This is a genomic window from Pseudomonas iridis, from assembly GCF_017980685.1.
Taxonomy (GTDB): domain Bacteria; phylum Pseudomonadota; class Gammaproteobacteria; order Pseudomonadales; family Pseudomonadaceae; genus Aquipseudomonas; species Aquipseudomonas iridis.
On the sequence record NZ_JACXXO010000011.1, the window covers coordinates 56,129 to 76,181 of the forward strand.

Sequence of the window (20,053 nt, forward strand, 5' to 3'; positions counted from 1 at the left end):
TATTGCCATGAAAACCGAAACGGAAAACTCCGGTCCGCAGCCGCCTGTTCTGAGCAATATTATGAATGTCTTGCTTGAAGCCACCGGCGATCTGGACAGCGCCGAAGCATTGCAAAAAAGCCTGCCTGACATTTTGCTCAAAGGCTCGGCCTCTACATTGATCGCTCTCGATCAAACCGCCCGCGACCTTTACACCGTTCAGCTCAAAGTCGAAGAGGATTTGCGTCAGCTCAAACCCTTGCATGATTTCTGTATCAGCGAATTGACCAACGCACTGAGCAGCAGGTGGCCGGCGGTTTTTGATGTTGAAAAAGATCTGTTCAGCCTGCCGGGTTACGAATGCGGTTGCTCGCCGACATCGACCGACGAGGCGGGTATCGAAACTTACCCGCATATCACACAAACCTTGCTGCAAGCTGCGATGCAGAACTTCACCAAAGACGAGGAGACTGACGATTATCCTCCCGGCAGCCAGGTGCGTGTTGTGAGTTCACCCTCGGGGGTGGCCGGGTTGACGCCGGCGACATTTGCAAAATTCTGCCGTGAGCTGGATCTGGGTAAACGTTACCAAGAGCATTTTCAAAAGGTGTTCGGCCTCGTCGACAGCGCAGGCAAGGTGGTGGCAACCAGCCCGATGACCCGCGACATCGCTACGATGAAAAAACACCTGTTGCAAATGGACACGCATCTGGCCGGGCTCAAGCAGCACATCACATCGGCAGGCCTGCAAACGGTGCAAAGGCTGATTACCGCTGACGGCGTGATATCCACGAAAACCCTGCGTTACAAGAACCGTCCACTGATCATGCAAGGCATCGAGATACTCGACAGTTGCATCTGGGGCGTCGTGGTGTTTTCCGAGCGTTCGTTCGAGTTGTATCCGCACGAATGGTGCCTGGTGTACATGGCAAACGAGCCGGAGCGCCCGTTGTACGAGTACGCGAGTTTTACCGCGTTCAAGCAGTACCTCACGCAAAAAATGAGCGAGAAAAGCTATCAGCAATACCTGGCCAACAGCCTTGACGAAGATGACAAGGCGGACTTTTCCAGGAAGTTTGCCAAGACCGCCGATCTGGGGCACATCAGGCAGTTGACGATCAGCGTCCCGTTGTTTGAATTCATGGTGCAAAGCCACGTAGGCAAGTTGCAGATCGATGCGCGCAAGCTCGCCGTGCCGACGGCTGATATTGATGAAGACGTGCGCAAAAAACGCCTGCTCGATTATCTCGAACTGGGTGTGACGTTGGCGACGGTTGCGGGTTTGTTCGTTCCCGTTGTCGGGCAGTTGATGATGGGCGTTGCGGTCGGGCAATTGCTGGCGCAGGTGTACGAGGGGGTCGAGGACTGGCAACGTGGCGATCACCAGGCAGCGCTGGCGCACCTGCTCAGCGTCGCGGAAAACATTGCGTTGATGGGCGTCTTTGTCGGGGGGCAGAAAGTGTTGGGGACATTGGCAGGTAAATTACAGCGGGCCCACCCGGAGTTTTTCGGCCAGTTCACCGCCATTCTCGATCCGAAGGGGCAGCCGCGATTGTGGAAACCTGCTCTTGAGGCTTACGAACATCAACTGCCCGCAGGGTTCACGGTGGCGGAGGACGCCGTGGAGCTGTACCAGATTCGCGACAAAAGCGTTGGTCGTGTCGATAACCAGATCCTGTCCGGTGTTTTCGACCCGGCCACGAAGCGCTGGCAACTCGAACACCCTGTACGCGCCCAGGCCTATTCCCCCGTGCTGGAGCAACACCTTGAGGGAGGCTGGCGACTCCCGGCTGAAGATCCCGAACAATGGAACAGCGCACCCTACACCCTCAAACGCATCGATCCACGGCTGAGTGAATTCGTCGATCAGGATCTGGACGTGATCCGGCGACTCGGCGGCTGCACCCATGACGAGTTGAACCGCGCCTATATCGATAATCTGGCGTTGTCCCCCCGGTTGCGAGACACCGTGGAACGCATGCGGATCGAGCGGCAACTGGATCAACTGATCCGCGAACTGGAGAACGGAGACACTCACTCCGGCCAGCCCTTGCCAGAACAACTGCACGACTTGCCGAAACTGCGCAGCTGGCCCACAGATCGTTACATCGAAGTCACCGATGCCGAAGGTGTTGTCAGCGCAACCTATCCGTCCAACGCTGCCCATGACGCTGCGCTGCGTTTGGTGGTCAGCCAGGCACAGCTGCAGGAAGGGCGGTTGCTTGAGACTGTGATCAAGGGGCTGCCCCCCAAAGAGGTCGAAACATTGCTCGGGGCCAAGGTCAGCGTCGGACGCCAGCGAGAGGCACTGGCGCAGACGCTGGGGGCGAGTTTCAAGGCTGATCGTCGTGGGGTTTTCGACCGCATGTATCAACGCTACGACCAGAGTGACGCTGACGAAGTGAGGAAGTTGCGCAGCGTATTTGCAGAGATCCCGGCGCGTTATGCCCAACGTCTGATTGATCAGGCGTCGAGTGTCGACCGTGTACATTTGCGAACGACCGGGCGGGTGTCTCTGCGCTTGGGAAGAAAAGTCCGCAGTGGCATGGCCGCGGTGCGGGTAGATCGCGCGCTGAGCGGGTTCCATGTGCCGCATGTCGCCAATCCCGACAGTGAAAAACTGGCCATCCAGTTGTTGCCTCGATTGAGTGGCTGGGATGCGGGGCTGCGTCTGACGGTGCGTGACAGGAGATTGACCGGGCCGGTTCTGGAAGCGATCGGCGATGAGTCGGCGCCCCTCTTGAACACGTGCACGCTGGTCAAGTCCAGCGCGGGCTATGAAGCGTTCGCCGGCGACGGTGAATCCCTCGGCCGTGTGGCGACAGGCCCTGACAGCCTCTATGCCGCTATCCTCAAGGCACTGCCACCGCGCCAGCGCCTCGCCGCCGGTTTTCCTGATCCTGTAGCCGCCGACAGTGCGCGGCTGCGTGCAAAACTGCTCGATGTCGGGCTGGATGACCGTGAGACCTGCGCGCAGATATTGGCCGACGGCAAGCTTGCGCCGCGGATCATTGAACCTGCCTGCCTTCAGGGCGATTCTGCGCCAGCGACGACGGCTCATCCGCGTGGGTTGCTGCGCAAGGTCAGAAAGCTCTACCCGCTATTCTCTGAGGCGCAGGCCCATAGATTTCTCGAGCAACTGGGCGACGACCTGCTGACCCGGGCGACCCGAGTGCGGGCGCTGCGTCGTGATCTGGAGCAACTGCGCGATGTGCTGGAGGTCTGGAGCAATGATCAAGCGGACATCAAGGCGCTGGGCGGCGAGCCGCTTGAAGTGCAGCGCAGCCGTTGGTATACCGCCGAATTGATCGAAGACAGTTTTCGGCGGATCTTTCAGGCGACCGATGAAAGTGGGGTATCCCGTTATGTGCTGGGTCTTGACGGGCTTCGTGTCGGGCGATTGCCCGAATTACCCGCCGGCTTGAACTTCGATCATATAAAGAAGCTGTCGCTGCAAAACATGGATCAGGGCGACAACATTACTTCGTTCCTCAAGTCCTTCAAGCATGTCGAGTCGCTGGAGCTGGACAGTAACAATCTCTCCCGTCTGCCTGAAGTGCTTTCGCACATGCCCGATCTCCGGCGCTTGAGCATGGCCGACAACCAGATCAAGCTGACTGAGTACACCTTGGCGAAGTTGAGCTACCTGCGTGATCTGCAAAGCCTGAACCTCAATGGCAACCCGCTGGGGGCGACGCCGAACGTGAGCAATATGTTCGACCTGCGTTGCCTGACCCTGCGCGACACTGGCGCCACCGAATTGCCCTTTGGCCTGGCGCGCCTGCCTTCGCTGGAGTGGGTGGATCTGCGTGATAACGCAATCAAGGTTCTGCCCAATTGGTTGTTCAGCACATCGCGACGTTTCAGCAGGGCACTCGATCTGCGAGGTAACCCCTTGTCGTTGAGCAGCCGCACGCATTTGCAGGACTGCCGAAATAATGTAGGCATCGGTATGGGCTTTCTGGAGAACGATATAGCGCGTCTGGACGAGCAGCAGGCGCGAGCATTGTGGTTCACCGATGGCGCGGGTGAAGATTGGGCGCGACGTGACCGGATCTGGGCTGCATTCAATGATGACCCGCGGGCCCAGGGCTTGTTTCATCTAATGGCGGAACTGGGCAGTACCGCCGACTCGCAACGGGTCAATGAAGATATGCGGCGTCGGGTCTGGGAGGTGCTGGAGGCCGCTGAATCCGATGAGACGCTCGGTGAACAGGTCCTGAGCCTGGCCGCCAACCCGATAAATTGCACTGACAGTGCTGCGGTGAACTTCAGCAATCTCGAAGTTGCCGTGGAGGTGAGCCGCGCACGGCGGCTGGCGAAGGGTGGGAATAGCGTAAAACCTTTGCTTGCCCTTGGCCGGGGCCTGTTTCGGCTGGACAAACTGGATCAGATTGCCCGTGAACATGCGCTCACCCACACGGCTGCCGATCCGCTGGAGGTAACCCTGGCATATCGTATCGGGCTTGCCGAAGAACTGGCGCTCCCGGGTCAGCCGGAACACATGCTGTTCAGCGGATTGGGCCAGGTCACTGAAGCGGATCTGACACTGGCGAAGGACAGGGTGATTACCGCTGAACTGTCTTCCGAATGGCTGACTTTCATGGTGCGCCAGCCGTTCTGGTGCGAGTACCTCAAGCGGACAATTCCCCGACAATTCGCCAGCCTCGACGAGGTTTTCATGCCCGCCATGGAAAAGCTGTTCGAAAACGAGAGCAAGCTGCCCTCCGCCGACTACCTGATCCAGATGGACGCGATCAAGCTCAAGCGCGAGCAGGCCGAAGAGGCGGTGCTCAAGCGCCTGACCAACGATGCGATACGCCTGGTGGATCTGGGCATCTGTGCGATGCCCGAGGGGTAACGGTCATTTGCCGCGAATCAGTTGGCGTAATGCAAAACGATTGGGATGACAGGCCTCGGCCACGCTGCGTGGCACCGGCAACGGCTCATTGTCCAGCCACGCGGCGAGCAGCTCACCCGACAGCGGCGCGGTGATCAGTCCGCGTGAGCCGTGGCCGCTGTTGACGTACAGACCGTCGAGCCATGGGCAGGCGATGTCCGGCACTTGCCGGGCATCCTTGCTCAGCGCGGCATACGCCTGAGTGAAGGCCTCACGGTCGGCGAGCGGGCCGACAATCGGCAAATAATCCGGACTGGTGCAACGAAAGGCTGCGCGCCCCTCAAGGTCTTCAGCATTGAGTTCGTTGATGGCCAGACGGGCAACCAGGTCGCTGGAGATCTCTTCAAGCATCGCCAGATTGCCCAGGTGTTCGGCGGTGGTCGGGGTCAGGTCATCGCTATTGAAATCGAAGCTGGCGCCGAGGGTATGTTCGCCCAGTCGCGCGGGCGCAACGTAGCCTTCGGCGCACACCACGGTGGACAACGCCTGACTTTGCCCGGTCTGCGCCAAACGGGTGATCTGCCCGCGAATGCGCTTGAGCGGTAACTCGGCGCTTTGGGCGAAACGCTTGATCTCGGCAGCGCCGGCCAGCACCACGACCGGCGCGCTGGCGAGCAAATGGTCACCGTCGAAGGCTTGCCACTGGTCATCGACCCTGCGCAGTTCGACAGCTTCCTGATGGCTGAGCAATTTGATCTTCGGGTGCGTCGCTTGTGTCTGGCACAACGCGGGCGGATGCACCCAACCCCCTTCGGGATAGTACAAGCCGCCATGGGCCAGACCGACACCGGCGCGGGTTTGCGCCTCGGGCTGTTCGAGCCACTGCAACAGATCTTCGGGGAACGCGGCGGCCAATTGCGCGTGGCGTTCGGCTTCCTTGGCGTTGAACGCCAGTTGCAGCACGCCGCAATCGTCCCAGTCGGTGCCGCGTTGCAGGGTTTCAAGCAGGCGTCGGGTGTAACCGAAACCGATGACGATCAGTTGCGACAGCGCGGTGCCATGGGCAGACAGTTTCAAATACAGCACGCCCTGGGGATTGCCCGACGCTTCTTGCGCAACGCCAGCATGACGCTCCAGCAAACTCACTTGCCAGCCGCGTGACGCGAGGCTGGCCGCCGTGGCGCAGCCGGCCAGACCGGCACCGATCACCAGGGCTCGCCGCTCACCGGTCAATGGCCTCGGCCGCGCAAACCAGGGTTTCTCGGCGGCGGGCGGCGCAACGCCTTCGGGCCAGCCGAGGAACTCACCGCGCAGGATTTCCCATTTGTGGCCGATGCCCGGCGTGCGCTTCATCTTGAACCCGGCGGCATTGAGCAAGCGCCGCACCCAACCGGTGCTGGTGAAGGTGCTGATGGTCGAGCCGGGCGCCGCCAGACGTGCCAGTTCGGCGAACAGTTCGGCCGTCCACATGTCGGGGTTTCTTGCCGGAGCGAAGCCGTCGAGGAACCACGCATCGATCTGGGCATCGAGCTGCGGCAATTGCTCAAGGGCATCGCCGATCAGCAGTGTCAGTGTGACGCGGCCATCGGCCAGCGTGATGCGCTGGAAGCCCTGATGAATGGCCACGTAATGCTTCAATAACTGCTCGGCCAGCGGCTTGAGTTCCGGCCACAGGGCCAGAGCACGGTGCAGATCCGCCGGACTCAGCGGGTACTTTTCGACACTGACGAAATGCAGCTGTGCACCTGCCACGGAATGCTGTTCGAACACTTGCCAGGCGCAGAGAAAATTCAACCCGGTGCCGAACCCGGTTTCGCCGATAACCAGTCGTCCACCTGCCGGCAGTGCCGCAAAACGCTCAGCCAGACGGTTCTGCTCAAGGAACACATAACGGGTTTCATCGAGCCCCGACTGATCGGAAAAGTACACGTCATCGAAGACTCGTGAACGCGGGCGTCCGTTTTCATCCCAGTCGAGTTGGGCGTGGGGCGATACAGGTTTCATGGCAGGCTCGGCAACGACAAGGCGGCCATTCTAGCCGATCAGGCGCAGGGCGCTTGATCCATGGCAATTGGCGTCTTGACGGAATCACGGAAGATCGCGGTCCTCCATAATCAGGAGGTCTGTGTGGCGTGGGAATTTGTGCCCTGTATCCGTGCCCAATCCGCTAGTCTTGCTGAATTCTGGAAGGAGCCGTCCAATGTTTGAATCCGCTGAAATCGGTCATGCCATCGACAAAGACACCTACGAGGCTGCCGTCCCTGCACTGCGTGAAGCACTGCTCGAAGCCCAGTTCGAATTGCAGCAGCAAAAGCGTTTCCCGGTGATCGTATTGATCAACGGCATCGAAGGCGCGGGCAAGGGCGAGACGGTCAAGTTGCTCAACGAGTGGATGGACCCGCGACTGATCGAGGTGCGCACCTTCGACCAGCAGACCGATGAAGAGCTGGCGCGACCACCGGCGTGGCGCTACTGGCGGATGCTGCCGGCCAAGGGACGGATGGGGATTTTCTTCGGCAACTGGTACAGCCAGATGCTCCAGGGCCGGGTGCATGGTTTGTTCAAGGACCCGCGGCTGGATCAGGCGATCGCCGGCGCCGAGCGTCTGGAAAAGATGCTTTGCGATGAAGGCGCGCTGATCTTCAAGTTCTGGTTTCACCTGTCCAAAAAACAAATGAAGGCGCGGCTCAAGGCCCTCGCCGACGATCCGCTGCACAGCTGGCGCATCAGCCCGCTGGACTGGCAGCAATCGCAGACCTACGACAAGTTCGTCAAATACGGCGAGCGCGTGCTGCGCCGCACCAGCCGCGACTATGCGCCGTGGCACGTCATCGAAGGCGCGGATGCCAACTATCGCAGTCTGGCGGTGGGCAAGATTCTCCTTGAAGGTTTGCAAGCTGCCCTGAAGCGCCCGGACGTTTATCCTCACGAAGTCAGCGCCGCGCCGCTGGGCACTGCGGTCGATCAATTGAACCTGCTCGACAGCCTGGACCTGAGCCAACACCTGGACAAGAAAGACTACGAAGAACAATTGATCACCGAGCAGGCACGGCTGTCCGGGCTGATGCGTGACAAGCGCATGCGTCGGCACGCCTTGGTGGCGGTGTTCGAAGGTAACGATGCGGCGGGCAAGGGCGGGGCGATTCGTCGGGTGGCGGCGGCACTCGATCCGCGCCAATACAGCATCGTGCCGATTGCCGCGCCGACCGAAGAGGAACGCGCGCAACCGTATCTTTGGCGTTTCTGGCGGCATCTGCCGGCGCGGGGCAAGTTCACCGTGTTCGATCGTTCGTGGTACGGCCGGGTTCTGGTGGAGCGCATCGAAGGTTTCTGCCCGCCGGCCGACTGGTTGCGCGCCTACAGCGAGATCAACGACTTTGAAGAGCAGCTCGCCGATGCTGGCATGATCGTGGTCAAGTTCTGGCTGGCGATCGACAAGGACACACAAATGGAGCGTTTCCAGGAGCGCGAAGAGATCCCCTTCAAACGCTTCAAGATCACCGAAGACGACTGGCGCAACCGCGACAAGTGGGACGCCTATCGCACCGCAGTGGGCGACATGGTTGATCGCACCAGCACCGAGATCTCGCCGTGGACGCTGGTCGAGGCCAATGACAAGCGCTGGGCGCGGGTCAAAGTGTTGCGCACGATCAACCTTGCGTTGGAAGAAGCCTTCGAGAAATCCGACAAGAAGGCCAAAAAGCACAAGGACTGAAACGATGGGCACGCATACGCGGGGTGAATGATTGTCGCGGTCGGTAATGGGGTGGACTTATGCTCAGGTCCACTCTCAACCGATAACAACAATGAGGTATGCCATGCGTGAAGTGGTGATCGTCGACAGCGTACGGACCGGCCTGGCCAAATCCTTTCGCGGCAAGTTCAACCAGACCCGTCCCGATGACATGGCGGCCCATTGCGTCAACGCGCTACTGACACGCAATGACATCGACCCGGCCAGTGTCGAGGATTGCATCGTCGGTGCCGGCTCCAACGAGGGCGCGCAGGGCTACAACATCGGTCGCAACGTCGCGGTGCTTTCGCGTCTGGGCACCGGCACCGCCGGCATGACCCTCAATCGTTTCTGCTCCTCGGGCTTGCAGGCTATTGCGATTGCCGCCAACCAGATCGCCTCGGGCTGCAGCGACATCATCGTCGCGGGCGGCGTCGAATCGATCAGCCTGACGATGAAAAGCGTCAACACCGATCACCTGATCAACCCGCTGCTCAAGCAACAAACGCCTGGCATCTATTACACGATGGGCCAGACCGCCGAAGTGGTTGCACGTCGTTATGGTGTCAGCCGTGAGGCGCAGGATCGCTACGCGCTGCAAAGTCAGTTGCGTACGGCTCACGCCCAGGCGGCCGGTTTGTTCGACGATGAAATCGTGCCGATGGCGGTGAAGTATCGCGTCGAGGACAAGAACACGGGCGAGGTGCAGATCCTCGATGGCGTCGTCGAGCGCGACGACTGCAACCGTCCGGACACTACTTATGAAAGCCTTGCCGGTCTTAAACCAGTGTTCGCCGACGATGGTTCGGTGACGGCTGGCAACTCGTCGCAACTGTCCGACGGCGCGTCGATGACGCTGGTGATGAGCCTGGAAAAGGCGCTGCAACTGGGGCTCAAGCCGAAGGCGTTTTTCCGCGGTTTCACCGTGGCCGGTTGCGAGCCGGACGAGATGGGCATCGGCCCGGTGTTCTCGGTGCCGAAACTGCTCAAGGCCAAGGGCTTGCAGGTGGCTGACATCGACTTGTGGGAGTTGAACGAGGCGTTTGCTTCACAGTGCCTGTACAGCCGTGATCGGCTGGAGATCGATAACGACAAATACAACGTCAATGGCGGCTCGATCTCCATCGGCCACCCGTTCGGCATGACCGGGTCGCGGCAGGTCGGGCATCTGGTGCGGGAGTTGCAGCGGCGTAACTTGCGTTACGGCATCGTCACCATGTGCGTAGGCGGCGGGATGGGGGCGACGGGGTTGTTTGAGGCGGTGCGTTAAGCCCTGAGATAGGTTTGGCCTGAAAGATTGCCATCGCGGGCAAGCCCGCTCCCACAGGTTTTGCCGGTGTTCACCAAATCAGTGTTCACTATAGAACCCTGTGGGAGCTGGCTTGCCAGCGATTGGATCGACACCGCTTACCTGTTGGAATCCTGAAATTGCATCCGCGCGATGTAGGCCTTTATCTCCTGCTCAGCCTTCTCATGGCTGTCAAACGGCCCTTCAAGGGTATTTTCCCGAGTGCTGAAAAACAGTTCGCCATTGACCCGACACACTCGGTCACTGCGAAAGTGCGTGGCGGGGGCGGGGTCTTGGGCGCGCATGCCTAACATGATCGGTCTCCCTGTTAAGGCAACTTGGGCTGGATCGAATGAGCTTATGTCTGAACCACTTGGCACGCCTGACCAGCCGATCAACGGCGTTGCGTCAACTTGATGCAGCGACCTGTACAGTTTCATTTGCGGCCCGGCTCTAACTGTCCCTGTGTTGCATCAGGCGCGAGGCCTAGAATGAGCGCTCCAGTCAGCAGGCTTTGGGGTTCGCATGCACATTTCATCTGGGCGCTGGGCCTACGGTTTGTTCCTGGCGCTGCTGACGGCGTTTCTGTGGGGCATCCTGCCGATCAAACTCAAACAGGTGTTGCTGGTGATGGACCCGGTCACGGTGACCTGGTTTCGTCTGCTGGTGTCCGGCGGCTGCCTGTTCATTTACCTGGCCGCGGTCAAGCGCCTGCCGAGCTGCAAGGTGCTCGGGCCCAAGGGCGGCTGGCTGGTGCTGATGGCGGTGCTCGGGCTGGTCGGCAACTATGTGCTGTACCTGATGGGGCTTAACCTGCTCAGCCCCGGCACTGCGCAACTGGTGGTGCAGATGGGCCCGATCATGTTGCTGATCGCCAGTCTGTTTGTGTTCAAGGAGCGTTTCAGCATCGGGCAGGGCATTGGTCTGGCGGTGTTGCTGATCGGTTTTGTGCTGTTTTTCAATCAGCGGCTGGCGGAGTTGCTGACCTCATTGTCGGATTACACCGCGGGCGTATTGCTGGTGCTGTTGGCATCGACTGTGTGGACGTTTTACGCCTTGGGCCAGAAGCAATTGCTGTCGGTGTGGAATTCGTTGCAGGTGATGATGGTGATTTACCTGTTTTGCGCGTTGTTGCTGACACCCTGGGTGCATCCACTCGAAGCGCTTGAGTTGAGCCCGGTGCAGGGCTGGCTGCTGCTGGCGTGCTGCATGAACACGCTGATTGCCTACGGCGCGTTTGCCGAAGCATTGGCGCACTGGGAGGCCTCGCGGGTCAGTGCGACGCTGGCGATCACGCCGTTGGTGACGTTCGTGGCGGTGGCGATTGCCGCCGGGATCTGGCCGGAATACGTGCATGCCGAGCAGATCAATGCGCTGGGGTATGGCGGGGCGGTGCTGGTGGTGCTGGGTTCGGCGCTGGTGGCGTTGGGGCCTTCGTTGATTGCCGGGCTCAAGGCGCGGCGGCTGCGGATGGCTTGAAGGTCAAAAGATCGCAGCCTGCGGCAGCTCCTACAGTTGGAATGCGTTCCCCTGTAGGAGCTGCCGCAGGCTGCGATCTTTTTGCTTCTAGCCCTTGGCGCCAGCCTCGATCATGTTCTCCGGCCGCACCCACGCATCAAACTCTTCATCAGTCAGATAGCCCAACTCCAGCGCCGCTTCGCGCAAGGTCAGACCTTCGCTGTAAGCCTTCTTGGCGATTTCTGCCGACTTGTCATAACCGATGTGCGGGTTCAACGCCGTCACCAGCATCAGACCGCGCTCCAGATGCTGGGCCATGACCTGCGCATCCGGCTCGAGTCCTGCAATGCAGTGCTGCTGGAAGTTGCTGCAACCGTCACTGAGCAAGCGGATCGATTGCAGCAGGTTGTGGATGATCACCGGTTTGTACACGTTCAGCTGCAAGTGGCCCTGGCTCGCGGCAATGCCGATCGTCACGTCGTTACCGAGCACCTGACAGGCGAGCATCGACAGCGCTTCGCACTGGGTCGGATTGACCTTGCCCGGCATGATCGAGCTGCCCGGCTCGTTGGCCGGCAAGCGCACTTCGGCGAAACCTGCGCGGGGGCCCGAGCCGAGCAAGCGCAGGTCGTTGGCAATTTTCATCAGGGCCACGGCGAGGGTTTTCAGCGCGCCGGACAGACTGGTCAGCGGTTCATGACCGGCCAGCGCGGCAAATTTGTTCGGCGCGGTGACGAAGGGCAGGCCAGACAACGCAGCGAGCTCTGCCGCAATGGCCTCGCCAAAACCGTGCGGCGAATTCAGCCCGGTACCGACGGCGGTACCGCCCTGTGCCAGTTCACACACCGCCGGCAGTGCCGCGCGGACCGCTCGCTCGGCGTAATCCAGTTGCGCTATGAAGCCCGACAATTCCTGACCGAAGGTAATCGGCGTCGCGTCCATCATGTGCGTGCGGCCGGTTTTCACCAGTTTCATGTGCCGTGCGGCCAGTTCAGCCAAGCCACCTGACAGCTCGGCAATCGATGGCAGCAACTGCTCTTGTACGGCTTTGACCGTGGCGATGCTCATGGCAGTGGGGAAGCAGTCGTTGGAGCTTTGCGAGCGATTGACGTGATCGTTCGGATGGACCGGGGTCTTGCCGCCGCGTGGATTGCCGGCCAGTTCGTTGGCACGACCGGCGATCACCTCGTTGACGTTCATGTTGCTTTGAGTGCCGCTGCCGGTCTGCCAGACCACCAGCGGGAACTGGTCGTCGTGCTGGCCGTCGAGAACTTCGTCGGCAGCCTGCTCGATCAGGCGGGCAATGTCGGCGGGCAGGTCACCGTTGCGGTCGTTGACCCGCGCGGCGGCTTTCTTGATCAGGGCCAGGGCGTGCAGTACCGGCAGCGGCATGCGTTCCTGACCAATGGCGAAGTTGATCAGCGAGCGTTGCGTCTGAGCACCCCAGTATGCGTCGTCCGGGACCTCGATCTGGCCCAGGCTGTCGGTTTCGATACGGCTCATCGTGCACACTCCTGTTGGTCTGTTTGCGCAGTTTAGGCCGGTGTCGGCTCTGGTGGTTCCCTTGAATCGATTGTTGACCGCTAAAACCCCGTCAATCAAGCGCGGCAAGGCTTTGGGGGTTGAGCCGCGATGAATGTTAGGCGCAGAATGAGCGCCCTTGGGGTTTTACCTCGCCTAGCTGAAAAGGAAACTCGATGACTCGTCTTCGTGCCATCTGCACCGCAGTAGCCCTGGTTTGCGCCAGCGGCCAGGCCCTCGCCGATACCGCCAGCCACAACGCCAGTGCCGAAGCTTTCCTGACTCTGGCGCACGCTGACAAACTGGGCACCCCGGTGTACATGCAAGTACAGCAAATGTTTGCCCAGCGTTTTGAGCAGACCAAAGCCCCGGAAGCCAAGAAAGCCGTGCTGGAAACCTATCAGGCCAAGGCCAACGCTGCGCTGGACCAGGCCATCGGCTGGAACAAGCTCAAGCCGGACATGGTCAAGCTCTACACCAGCAACTTCAGCGAGTCCGAGCTCAAGGACCTCGTCGCGTTCTACAAGTCGCCACTGGGCAAGAAAGTCCTGGAAAAAATGCCGCAGCTGACTCAGCAATCGGCCCAGATGACGCAGGGCAAGCTGGAAAGCGCCGTGCCGGTAGTCAACAAGCTGCTGGAAGACATGACCAAAGAGCTGGCCCCTGCAGCTCCTGCGGCCAAGAAGAAGTAAGCGGAGTTCGTGATGACCATGCAACAACGCATCGAATCCACGCTGGCGCTGCTTCAGCCTGAGCACCTGCAAGTGCTGGATGAAAGCCATATGCACAGTCGTGGGTTACAGACTCACTACAAGGCCGTGGTCGTCAGCGCGCAGTTCGAAGGGCTGAACCGGGTCAAGCGCCATCAGAAAGTCTACGGCACGCTCGGCGAGCTGATGGGCGAGTTCCATGCGTTGGCGCTGCACACCTACACCCCGCAGGAATGGGCAGAGACTGGCGCCGCCCCCGCGTCGCCAACCTGTGCCGGAGGAAAGCAGCGATAAGCTTCAAGCGGTAAGCTGCAAGGCAAACAGGTTTTGGCTTGTCGCTTGAAGCTCGCCGCTCGAAGCTGCTTTTTTGCTAGAATCCGCAACGCGCCGCTCACCCGGCGCGTTTTTTTTCGCATCCGGTTCACCCTTTACGAGGGTAGCCACCTGGAGAAATACCCATGACACAACCGATTGTCGTGGCGGCACTGTATAAGTTCGTCACCCTCGAAGATTACGTCAACCTGCGCGAGCCACTGCTGCAAGCGATGGTCGACAACGGCATCAAAGGCACCTTGCTGATTGCCGAAGAAGGCATCAATGGCACGGTTTCCGGCACCCGCGAAGGCATCGATGGCCTGCTCGCCTGGCTGAAGAACGATCCGCGCATGATCGACATCGACCACAAAGAGTCGTACTGCGACGAGCAGCCGTTCTACCGCACCAAGGTCAAACTGAAGAAAGAGATCGTCACCCTCGGTGTTGACGGCGTCGACCCGAACAAAAAGGTCGGCACCTACGTTGATCCGCAAGACTGGAACGCGTTGATCAGCGACCCTGAAGTGCTGTTGATCGACACGCGCAACGATTACGAAGTGTCGATCGGCACCTTCGAAGGCGCCATCGATCCGAAAACCACCAGTTTTCGCGAATTTCCCGACTACATCAAAGCGCACTTCGACCCGGCCGTGCACAAGAAGGTCGCAATGTTCTGCACCGGTGGCATCCGCTGCGAAAAGGCATCGAGCTACATGTTGGGCGAAGGCTTTGAAGAGGTTTACCACCTCAAGGGCGGCATTCTGAAGTACCTCGAAGAGGTGCCGCAGGAAGAAACCAAGTGGCAGGGCGACTGCTTTGTGTTCGACAACCGGGTGACTGTGCGCCACGACCTCACCGAAGGCGACTACGATCAATGTCATGCTTGCCGCACACCGGTCAGCGTTGAAGATCGCACCTCCGAGCACTACGTCGCTGGCATCAGCTGCCCGCATTGCTGGAACACGCTGAGCGAGAAGACTCGCCGCAGCGCCATCGACCGGCAGAAGCAGATCGAACTGGCCAAGGCCCGCAATCAGCCGCACCCGATCGGCTTTAACTACAAGCAAGCATCCACCGAGGCTTAACCATGTCTGCGCGCCTGCTCTATGTGATGGATCCGATGTGTTCCTGGTGCTGGGGATTTGCTCCGGTGGCCAGGGCACTGGTCGAGCAAGCGCAGGCAGCCGGGGTCGAGCTGCATCTGGTGGTGGGCGGATTGCGCACCGGCAGCGGTTCGGCGCTGGAGCCGACCACTCGCCGCTACATTCTTGAACACTGGCAAGCGGTCACCGAGGCCACGGGACAGCCGTTCAAGCTTGACGGTGCCTTGCCCGAGGGTTTTGTCTACGACACCGAGCCTGCCTGCCGTGCGATTGTCACTGCACGCAGCCTGGCGCCGGATTGTGCGTGGAAACTGGTCGGACTGATCCAGCAGGCGTTTTACGCTGAAGGTCGCGATGTCACTCAGGCCAGCGTGCTGGTCGAGTTGGCGGAGCAGGCGGGCGTGCCGCGCATCGAGTTCGCTGCGTTGTTCGACCATGCCGATCAACACAAAGCCACTCAGGCCGATTTCAGCTGGGTGCAGGACCTCGGCATCGCCGGTTTCCCCACGTTGCTCGCCGAACGCAACGGCCAGTTGGCACTGCTGACCAACGGTTATCAACCGCTCAGTGAGCTGTCGCCATTGCTGGGCCGATGGCTGGAGCGCGCAGCCTGTGCCTGACCGGGCCGATGACACGCCAGCCGCAAAGCGTATCGACCGGCTGAGCTGGGCAGAAGTCCGGCGACTGGCACTCACTCACAAAAAATCCCTGTGGATCGCCAACGGCGTCGCCGTTCTGGCCACGCTGTGCAGCGTGCCGATTCCGTTGCTGCTGCCACTACTGGTGGATGAAGTCCTGCTTGGCCACGGCGATGCGGCGCTGAAGGTGATGAATCACCTGTTACCGACGATGTGGCAGCAAGCGGCGGGCTATATCGGCCTGATGCTGGTGGTCACCTTGACCCTGCGTTGCGGCGCGTTGGGCTTCGGCGTGTTGCAGTCGCGGCTGTTTGCGCGTTTGGCCAAGGACATCGTCTATCGCATCCGCGTGCGCTTGATCGAACGGCTGAAGCGTATTTCCCTCGCCGAATATGAAAGTCTGGGCAGTGGCACGGTGACCACCCATCTGGTCACCGATCTCGACACCCTCGACAAGTTTGTCGGTGAGACCCTCAGCCGGTTTCTGGTGGCGATGCTGACGCTGGTCGGCACCGCGAGCATCCTGATGTGGATGCACTGGAAACTGGCGCTGCTGATTCTGCTGTTCAACCCGTTGGTGATCTACGCCACAGTGCAGCTGGGCAAACGCGTCAAACACCTGAAGAAACTCGAGAACGACAGCACCGCGCGTTTCACCCAGGCGCTGAGCGAAACCCTCGACTCGATTCAGGAGGTCCGGGCGGGCAACCGTCAGGGTTTCTTCCTCGGCCGGCTCGGTTTGCGGGCGCAGGAGGTGCGTAACTACGCGATCAATTCGCAATGGAAAACCGACGCCTCCAACCGTGCCAGCGGCCTGCTGTTCCAGTTCGGTATCGACATCTTTCGCGCGGCGGCGATGCTCACCGTGCTGTTCTCCGACCTGTCGATCGGGCAGATGCTCGCTGTGTTCAGTTACCTGTGGTTCATGATCGGCCCGGTGGAACAACTGCTCAACCTGCAATACGCCTATTACGCGGCGGGCGGTGCGCTGGCGCGGATCAACGAATTGCTGGCGCGGGCCGATGAGCCGCAGTATCCGGGCGGCGTCGATCCGTTCAAGGGCCGTGAAACTGTGGGCATCGAGGTGCAAGGCCTGAGCTTCGGTTACGGCGATGAACCGGTGCTGGATCAGTTGAACCTGTCCATCGCGCCCGGTGAGAAAGTCGCGATTGTCGGCGCCAGTGGTGGTGGTAAAAGCACCCTGGTGCAATTGCTTCTGGGGCTGTACACGCCGCTGGCCGGGACGATTCGCTTTGGCGGTTCGACCCAGCAGGAAATCGGCCTGGAGACGGTTCGGGAAAACGTCGCGGTGGTGTTGCAGCATCCGGCGCTGTTCAATGACACCGTACGCGCCAACTTGACGATGGGCCGCACGCGCAGCGACGAAGCCTGCTGGCAGGCGCTGGAAATTGCTCAGCTCGAACCTGCGATCCGCGCGTTGCCGGATGGACTCGACAGCATCGTCGGCCGTTCCGGCGTGCGCTTGTCCGGTGGTCAGCGCCAGCGCCTGGCAATTGCACGGATGATCCTCGCCGAGCCAAAAGTGGTGATCCTCGACGAGGCCACTTCGGCCCTCGACGCCGCCACCGAATACAACCTGCATCAAGCCATGGCGCGGTTCCTACATGGCCGCACCACGCTGATCATCGCGCACCGGTTATCGGCAGTGAAGCAAGCTGATCGGGTGCTGGTATTCGACGGCGGACAAGTGGCCGAAGATGGCGATCACCAGCAGTTGATTGCCGACGGCGGGCTGTACGCCAAATTGTATGGCCATTTGCAGCAGATTCAGCGCCCCTGAGTTTCTCGCCCTTTTTTGCCCTCAGTGTGTGAATATCATTGAGTAAACCTGCTCGGAAAGCCTCTAAAGATCAGTCGGTTGCACGATAAGCGTTGCAGACGGCCGAGCTGCCCCTTTGACATATCAAAAATTAGCCTAGGCTGAGCTGTCAGGAGCGGGATTTTACGGTTGTTCATCTGGCAGTACTTGCGCAAGGGATCTCATGGAGCAAAAGCGGACTTTCGCAACGCCACGATTGTTGGGCATCGTCTGGCCATTTATTGCCGTCGTGTTGTTTCAAGCGTTATTGGGGGGCGTGAGCCTTTACGTGCTGTCGGCCGTTCGCGGCTACGTTGCGGGAGAAAGTCTCTGGTCCAAGGGCCAGAAAGATGCCATCTACTACCTCAATCTGTACGCGGACAGTCGCGACGAAAAAATATTCCTCAAATACCAGGCCGCGATTGGCGTCCCCCAGGGCGGTCATCAGCTGCGTCTGGCGCTGGATCGTCAACCGCCGGATCTGGCCGCTGCACGCGAAGGCATCCTCAAGGGTGGCAACCATCCGGACGACGTCTCCAGCGTGATCTGGCTGTACCTCAACTTCCGTCATTTCAGTTATCTGGAGACTGCCATCGACCGCTGGACGGTGGGTGACGCTTATCTGATCGAGCTGGATGATCTAGCACGCGAGATGCACCGCAGTATTTCCGAGAATACCGCCAGCAGCGCCGATATCCTGCGCTGGAAGGCGCAGATCTTTGCGATCAATGATGCTGTGACTCCGGCGGCGAAAGCCTTCAGTGATGCCTTGGGCGAAGGCTCGCGGATGATCCTGCGACTGTTGCTGGCGATCAACCTGGCCACGGCACTGGGGTTGATCGTGCTGGCCTTGCTGCGCACCCAGAAATTGCTCAAGCAGCGCCACGCCTTTGCCGAGGCGCTGCAATTGGAAAAGGATCGCGCGCAGGTCACCCTGCAATCGATCGGCGATGGCGTCATCACCACCGACGTGACGGGGGCCATCGACTACATGAACCCCGCCGCCGAAGCCATGACCCACTGGAAAGCCGAACAGGCCGCCGGTTTGCCGCTGGCGGCGCTGTTCAATTTGCTTGATGACAACGCCCAGGCCGAAGGTCTGACGCTGATCGAACACATTCTCAGCGGTCAACTCGGTGGCGGCAGTGAACACTCAAAGCTGATCCAGCGCCTGGACGGCAGCACGTTGTCGGTGACGCTGGTGGGCGCACCGATCCGCAATGCGGGCAAGGTCAGCGGCACGGTGCTGGTGCTGCACGACATGACCCAGGAACGCCAATACATCGCCAATCTCTCCTGGCAGGCCACCCACGATGCGCTGACGGGGCTGGCTAACCGCCGTGAGTTCGAATATCGCCTGGAGCAGGCGCTGCACACCCTCACGCGGCAAGCGGGGCGGCACGCATTGATGTTCCTTGATCTGGACCAGTTCAAACTGGTCAACGACACCTGCGGCCATGCGGCGGGCGATGAACTGTTGCGACACATCTGCACGCTGCTGCAATCAGGCCTGCGCGAGGGCGATACGCTGGCGCGGCTTGGCGGTGACGAGTTCGGTATTTTGCTGCAGAACTGCTCGCCGGAGGCGGCGGAGAAAATTGCCGAGGTGCTGCGTCATACCGTGCAGAACCTACATTTTGTATGGAAGAGGCGACCATTCCAGACCACGGTCAGTATCGGCCTGGTGCATATCACGCAAATCCCGACGACCCTCGAAACCTCGCTGCGAGCAGCAGATATGGCCTGCTACATGGCCAAGGAAAAGGGCCGCAACCGGGTGCAGGTCTATCACGCCGACGACTCCGAACTGTCGCTGCGCTTCGGTGAAATGGCTTGGGTGCAGCGTTTGCACATGGCGCTGGAAGAGGACCGTTTTTGCCTCTTTGCCCAGGAAATCTCCCCCCTCAAACCAAGTGAGGGCGAGGGTGGGCACATTGAGATTCTCCTGCGTCTGCATGATGAAGCAGGGCGAATGATTCTGCCCGACAGTTTCATTCCTGCTGCAGAACGTTATGGCTTGATGAGTCAGCTGGATCGCTGGGTAGTGCAAAACGTGTTCAAGGTGATTGCTCAATGTATTGCGCAAGAACATGAAGGCCCATTAGCGATGTGTGCGATTAATCTGTCAGGCATTACTATAGGAGATGACGCGTTTTTGAACTTTCTGCGAGAGCAGTTTGTTATCTATTCAATACCGCCTGAAATGATTTGTTTTGAAATTACTGAAACCAGTGCAATTTCAAACTTGGGCAGTGCAATTAGATTTATTAATGAACTCAAAGGCTTAGGTTGCTACTTCTCGCTGGATGACTTTTGTGCCGGAATGTCTTCGTTCGCTTATCTGAAACATTTGCCTGTAGACTTCCTGAAGATCGACGGGAGTTTCGTAAAGGACATGCTGGACGACCCGATTAACCGCGCAATGGTCGAAGTGATCAATCACATCGGGCATGTCATGGGTAAGCAGACAATTGCCGAGTTTGTTGAAACAACTCAGATCGAGCAGGCATTGCTTGAAATTGGTGTGGATTACGCACAAGGTTATGTTATTGAGCGTCCGCAGTTGTTTACCTGTGACAGTTTGCAAAGTCGGCCCGCCAGACCGCAACCGCTGTTATTCAAAGCGCCTGGCACGTTCCGTTGAAATCT

Annotated in this window: 13 protein-coding genes; 10 read left to right on the plus strand and 3 right to left on the minus strand. The window is 59.6% G+C overall.

Annotated elements, in window-relative coordinates; genetic code table 11:
• Nucleotides 1–7: 7 nt before the first annotated feature.
• A complete protein-coding gene (locus IEQ42_RS18390; RefSeq protein ID WP_210704531.1) occupies nt 8–4,840 on the plus strand; it encodes an NEL-type E3 ubiquitin ligase domain-containing protein in 4,833 nt (1,610 codons plus the stop codon).
• A 3-nt stretch (nt 4,841–4,843) separates the two neighbouring features.
• On the opposite strand, the gene mnmC is transcribed toward IEQ42_RS18390, so the two are convergent.
• Nucleotides 4,844–6,823: a bifunctional tRNA (5-methylaminomethyl-2-thiouridine)(34)-methyltransferase MnmC2/FAD-dependent 5-carboxymethylaminomethyl-2-thiouridine(34) oxidoreductase MnmC1 gene (gene mnmC, locus IEQ42_RS18395; protein ID WP_210704533.1), complete on the minus strand. Its 1,980-nt coding sequence runs from the start codon at nt 6,821–6,823 to the stop codon at nt 4,844–4,846.
• 196 nt (nt 6,824–7,019) lie between these two features.
• Between mnmC and pap the strand changes: the two genes are divergently transcribed.
• On the plus strand, nt 7,020–8,534 hold the full coding sequence (gene pap / locus IEQ42_RS18400; RefSeq protein WP_210704535.1) for a polyphosphate:AMP phosphotransferase: 1,515 nt from the start codon (nt 7,020–7,022) through the stop codon (nt 8,532–8,534).
• A gap of 103 nt (nt 8,535–8,637) precedes the next feature.
• Nucleotides 8,638–9,822, plus strand: a complete 1,185-nt coding sequence (locus IEQ42_RS18405; RefSeq protein ID WP_210704536.1) for a thiolase family protein — start codon at nt 8,638–8,640, stop codon at nt 9,820–9,822.
• A 137-nt stretch (nt 9,823–9,959) separates the two neighbouring features.
• Here the strand turns inward: IEQ42_RS18405 and IEQ42_RS27345 are convergent, their stop codons facing one another.
• The gene (locus tag IEQ42_RS27345; protein WP_228732005.1) at nt 9,960–10,154 is read right to left on the minus strand and encodes a DUF6316 family protein; all 195 of its coding nucleotides are present in this window, start codon (nt 10,152–10,154) and stop codon (nt 9,960–9,962) included.
• A 211-nt stretch (nt 10,155–10,365) separates the two neighbouring features.
• Between IEQ42_RS27345 and IEQ42_RS18410 the strand changes: the two genes are divergently transcribed.
• Nucleotides 10,366–11,319, plus strand: coding sequence for a DMT family transporter (locus IEQ42_RS18410; protein WP_210704537.1), 954 nt, complete (start codon nt 10,366–10,368; stop codon nt 11,317–11,319).
• Between the two features lie 87 nt (nt 11,320–11,406).
• Here the strand turns inward: IEQ42_RS18410 and IEQ42_RS18415 are convergent, their stop codons facing one another.
• Nucleotides 11,407–12,801 carry a class II fumarate hydratase gene (locus IEQ42_RS18415; protein WP_210704538.1) on the minus strand — a complete coding sequence of 465 codons (1,395 nt, stop codon included), beginning with the start codon at nt 12,799–12,801 and terminating at the stop codon, nt 11,407–11,409.
• Between the two features lie 194 nt (nt 12,802–12,995).
• Between IEQ42_RS18415 and IEQ42_RS18420 the strand changes: the two genes are divergently transcribed.
• The 6 genes from IEQ42_RS18420 (at nt 12,996) to IEQ42_RS18445 (ending at nt 20,048) form a co-directional block, all read left to right on the plus strand.
• Entirely contained in the window at nt 12,996–13,511 is a 516-nt protein-coding gene (locus IEQ42_RS18420) for a DUF2059 domain-containing protein (RefSeq protein ID WP_210622839.1), read from the plus strand.
• A gap of 12 nt (nt 13,512–13,523) precedes the next feature.
• Nucleotides 13,524–13,823: a BolA family protein gene (locus IEQ42_RS18425; protein WP_042560376.1), complete on the plus strand. Its 300-nt coding sequence runs from the start codon at nt 13,524–13,526 to the stop codon at nt 13,821–13,823.
• A 164-nt stretch (nt 13,824–13,987) separates the two neighbouring features.
• Nucleotides 13,988–14,929 carry an oxygen-dependent tRNA uridine(34) hydroxylase TrhO gene (trhO, locus tag IEQ42_RS18430; RefSeq protein WP_042560375.1) on the plus strand — a complete coding sequence of 314 codons (942 nt, stop codon included), beginning with the start codon at nt 13,988–13,990 and terminating at the stop codon, nt 14,927–14,929.
• Nucleotides 14,930–14,964: 35 nt separating this feature from the next.
• The gene (locus IEQ42_RS18435) at nt 14,965–15,567 is read left to right on the plus strand and encodes a DsbA family protein (RefSeq protein WP_210704663.1); all 603 of its coding nucleotides are present in this window, start codon (nt 14,965–14,967) and stop codon (nt 15,565–15,567) included.
• A complete protein-coding gene (locus IEQ42_RS18440; protein ID WP_210704539.1) occupies nt 15,560–17,386 on the plus strand; it encodes an ABC transporter ATP-binding protein in 1,827 nt (608 codons plus the stop codon). The genes IEQ42_RS18435 and IEQ42_RS18440 overlap by 8 nt, the downstream gene beginning before the upstream one ends.
• A 202-nt stretch (nt 17,387–17,588) precedes the next feature.
• Nucleotides 17,589–20,048: an EAL domain-containing protein gene (locus IEQ42_RS18445; RefSeq protein ID WP_210704540.1), complete on the plus strand. Its 2,460-nt coding sequence runs from the start codon at nt 17,589–17,591 to the stop codon at nt 20,046–20,048.
• The last annotated feature ends 5 nt before the right edge of the window (nt 20,049–20,053 follow it).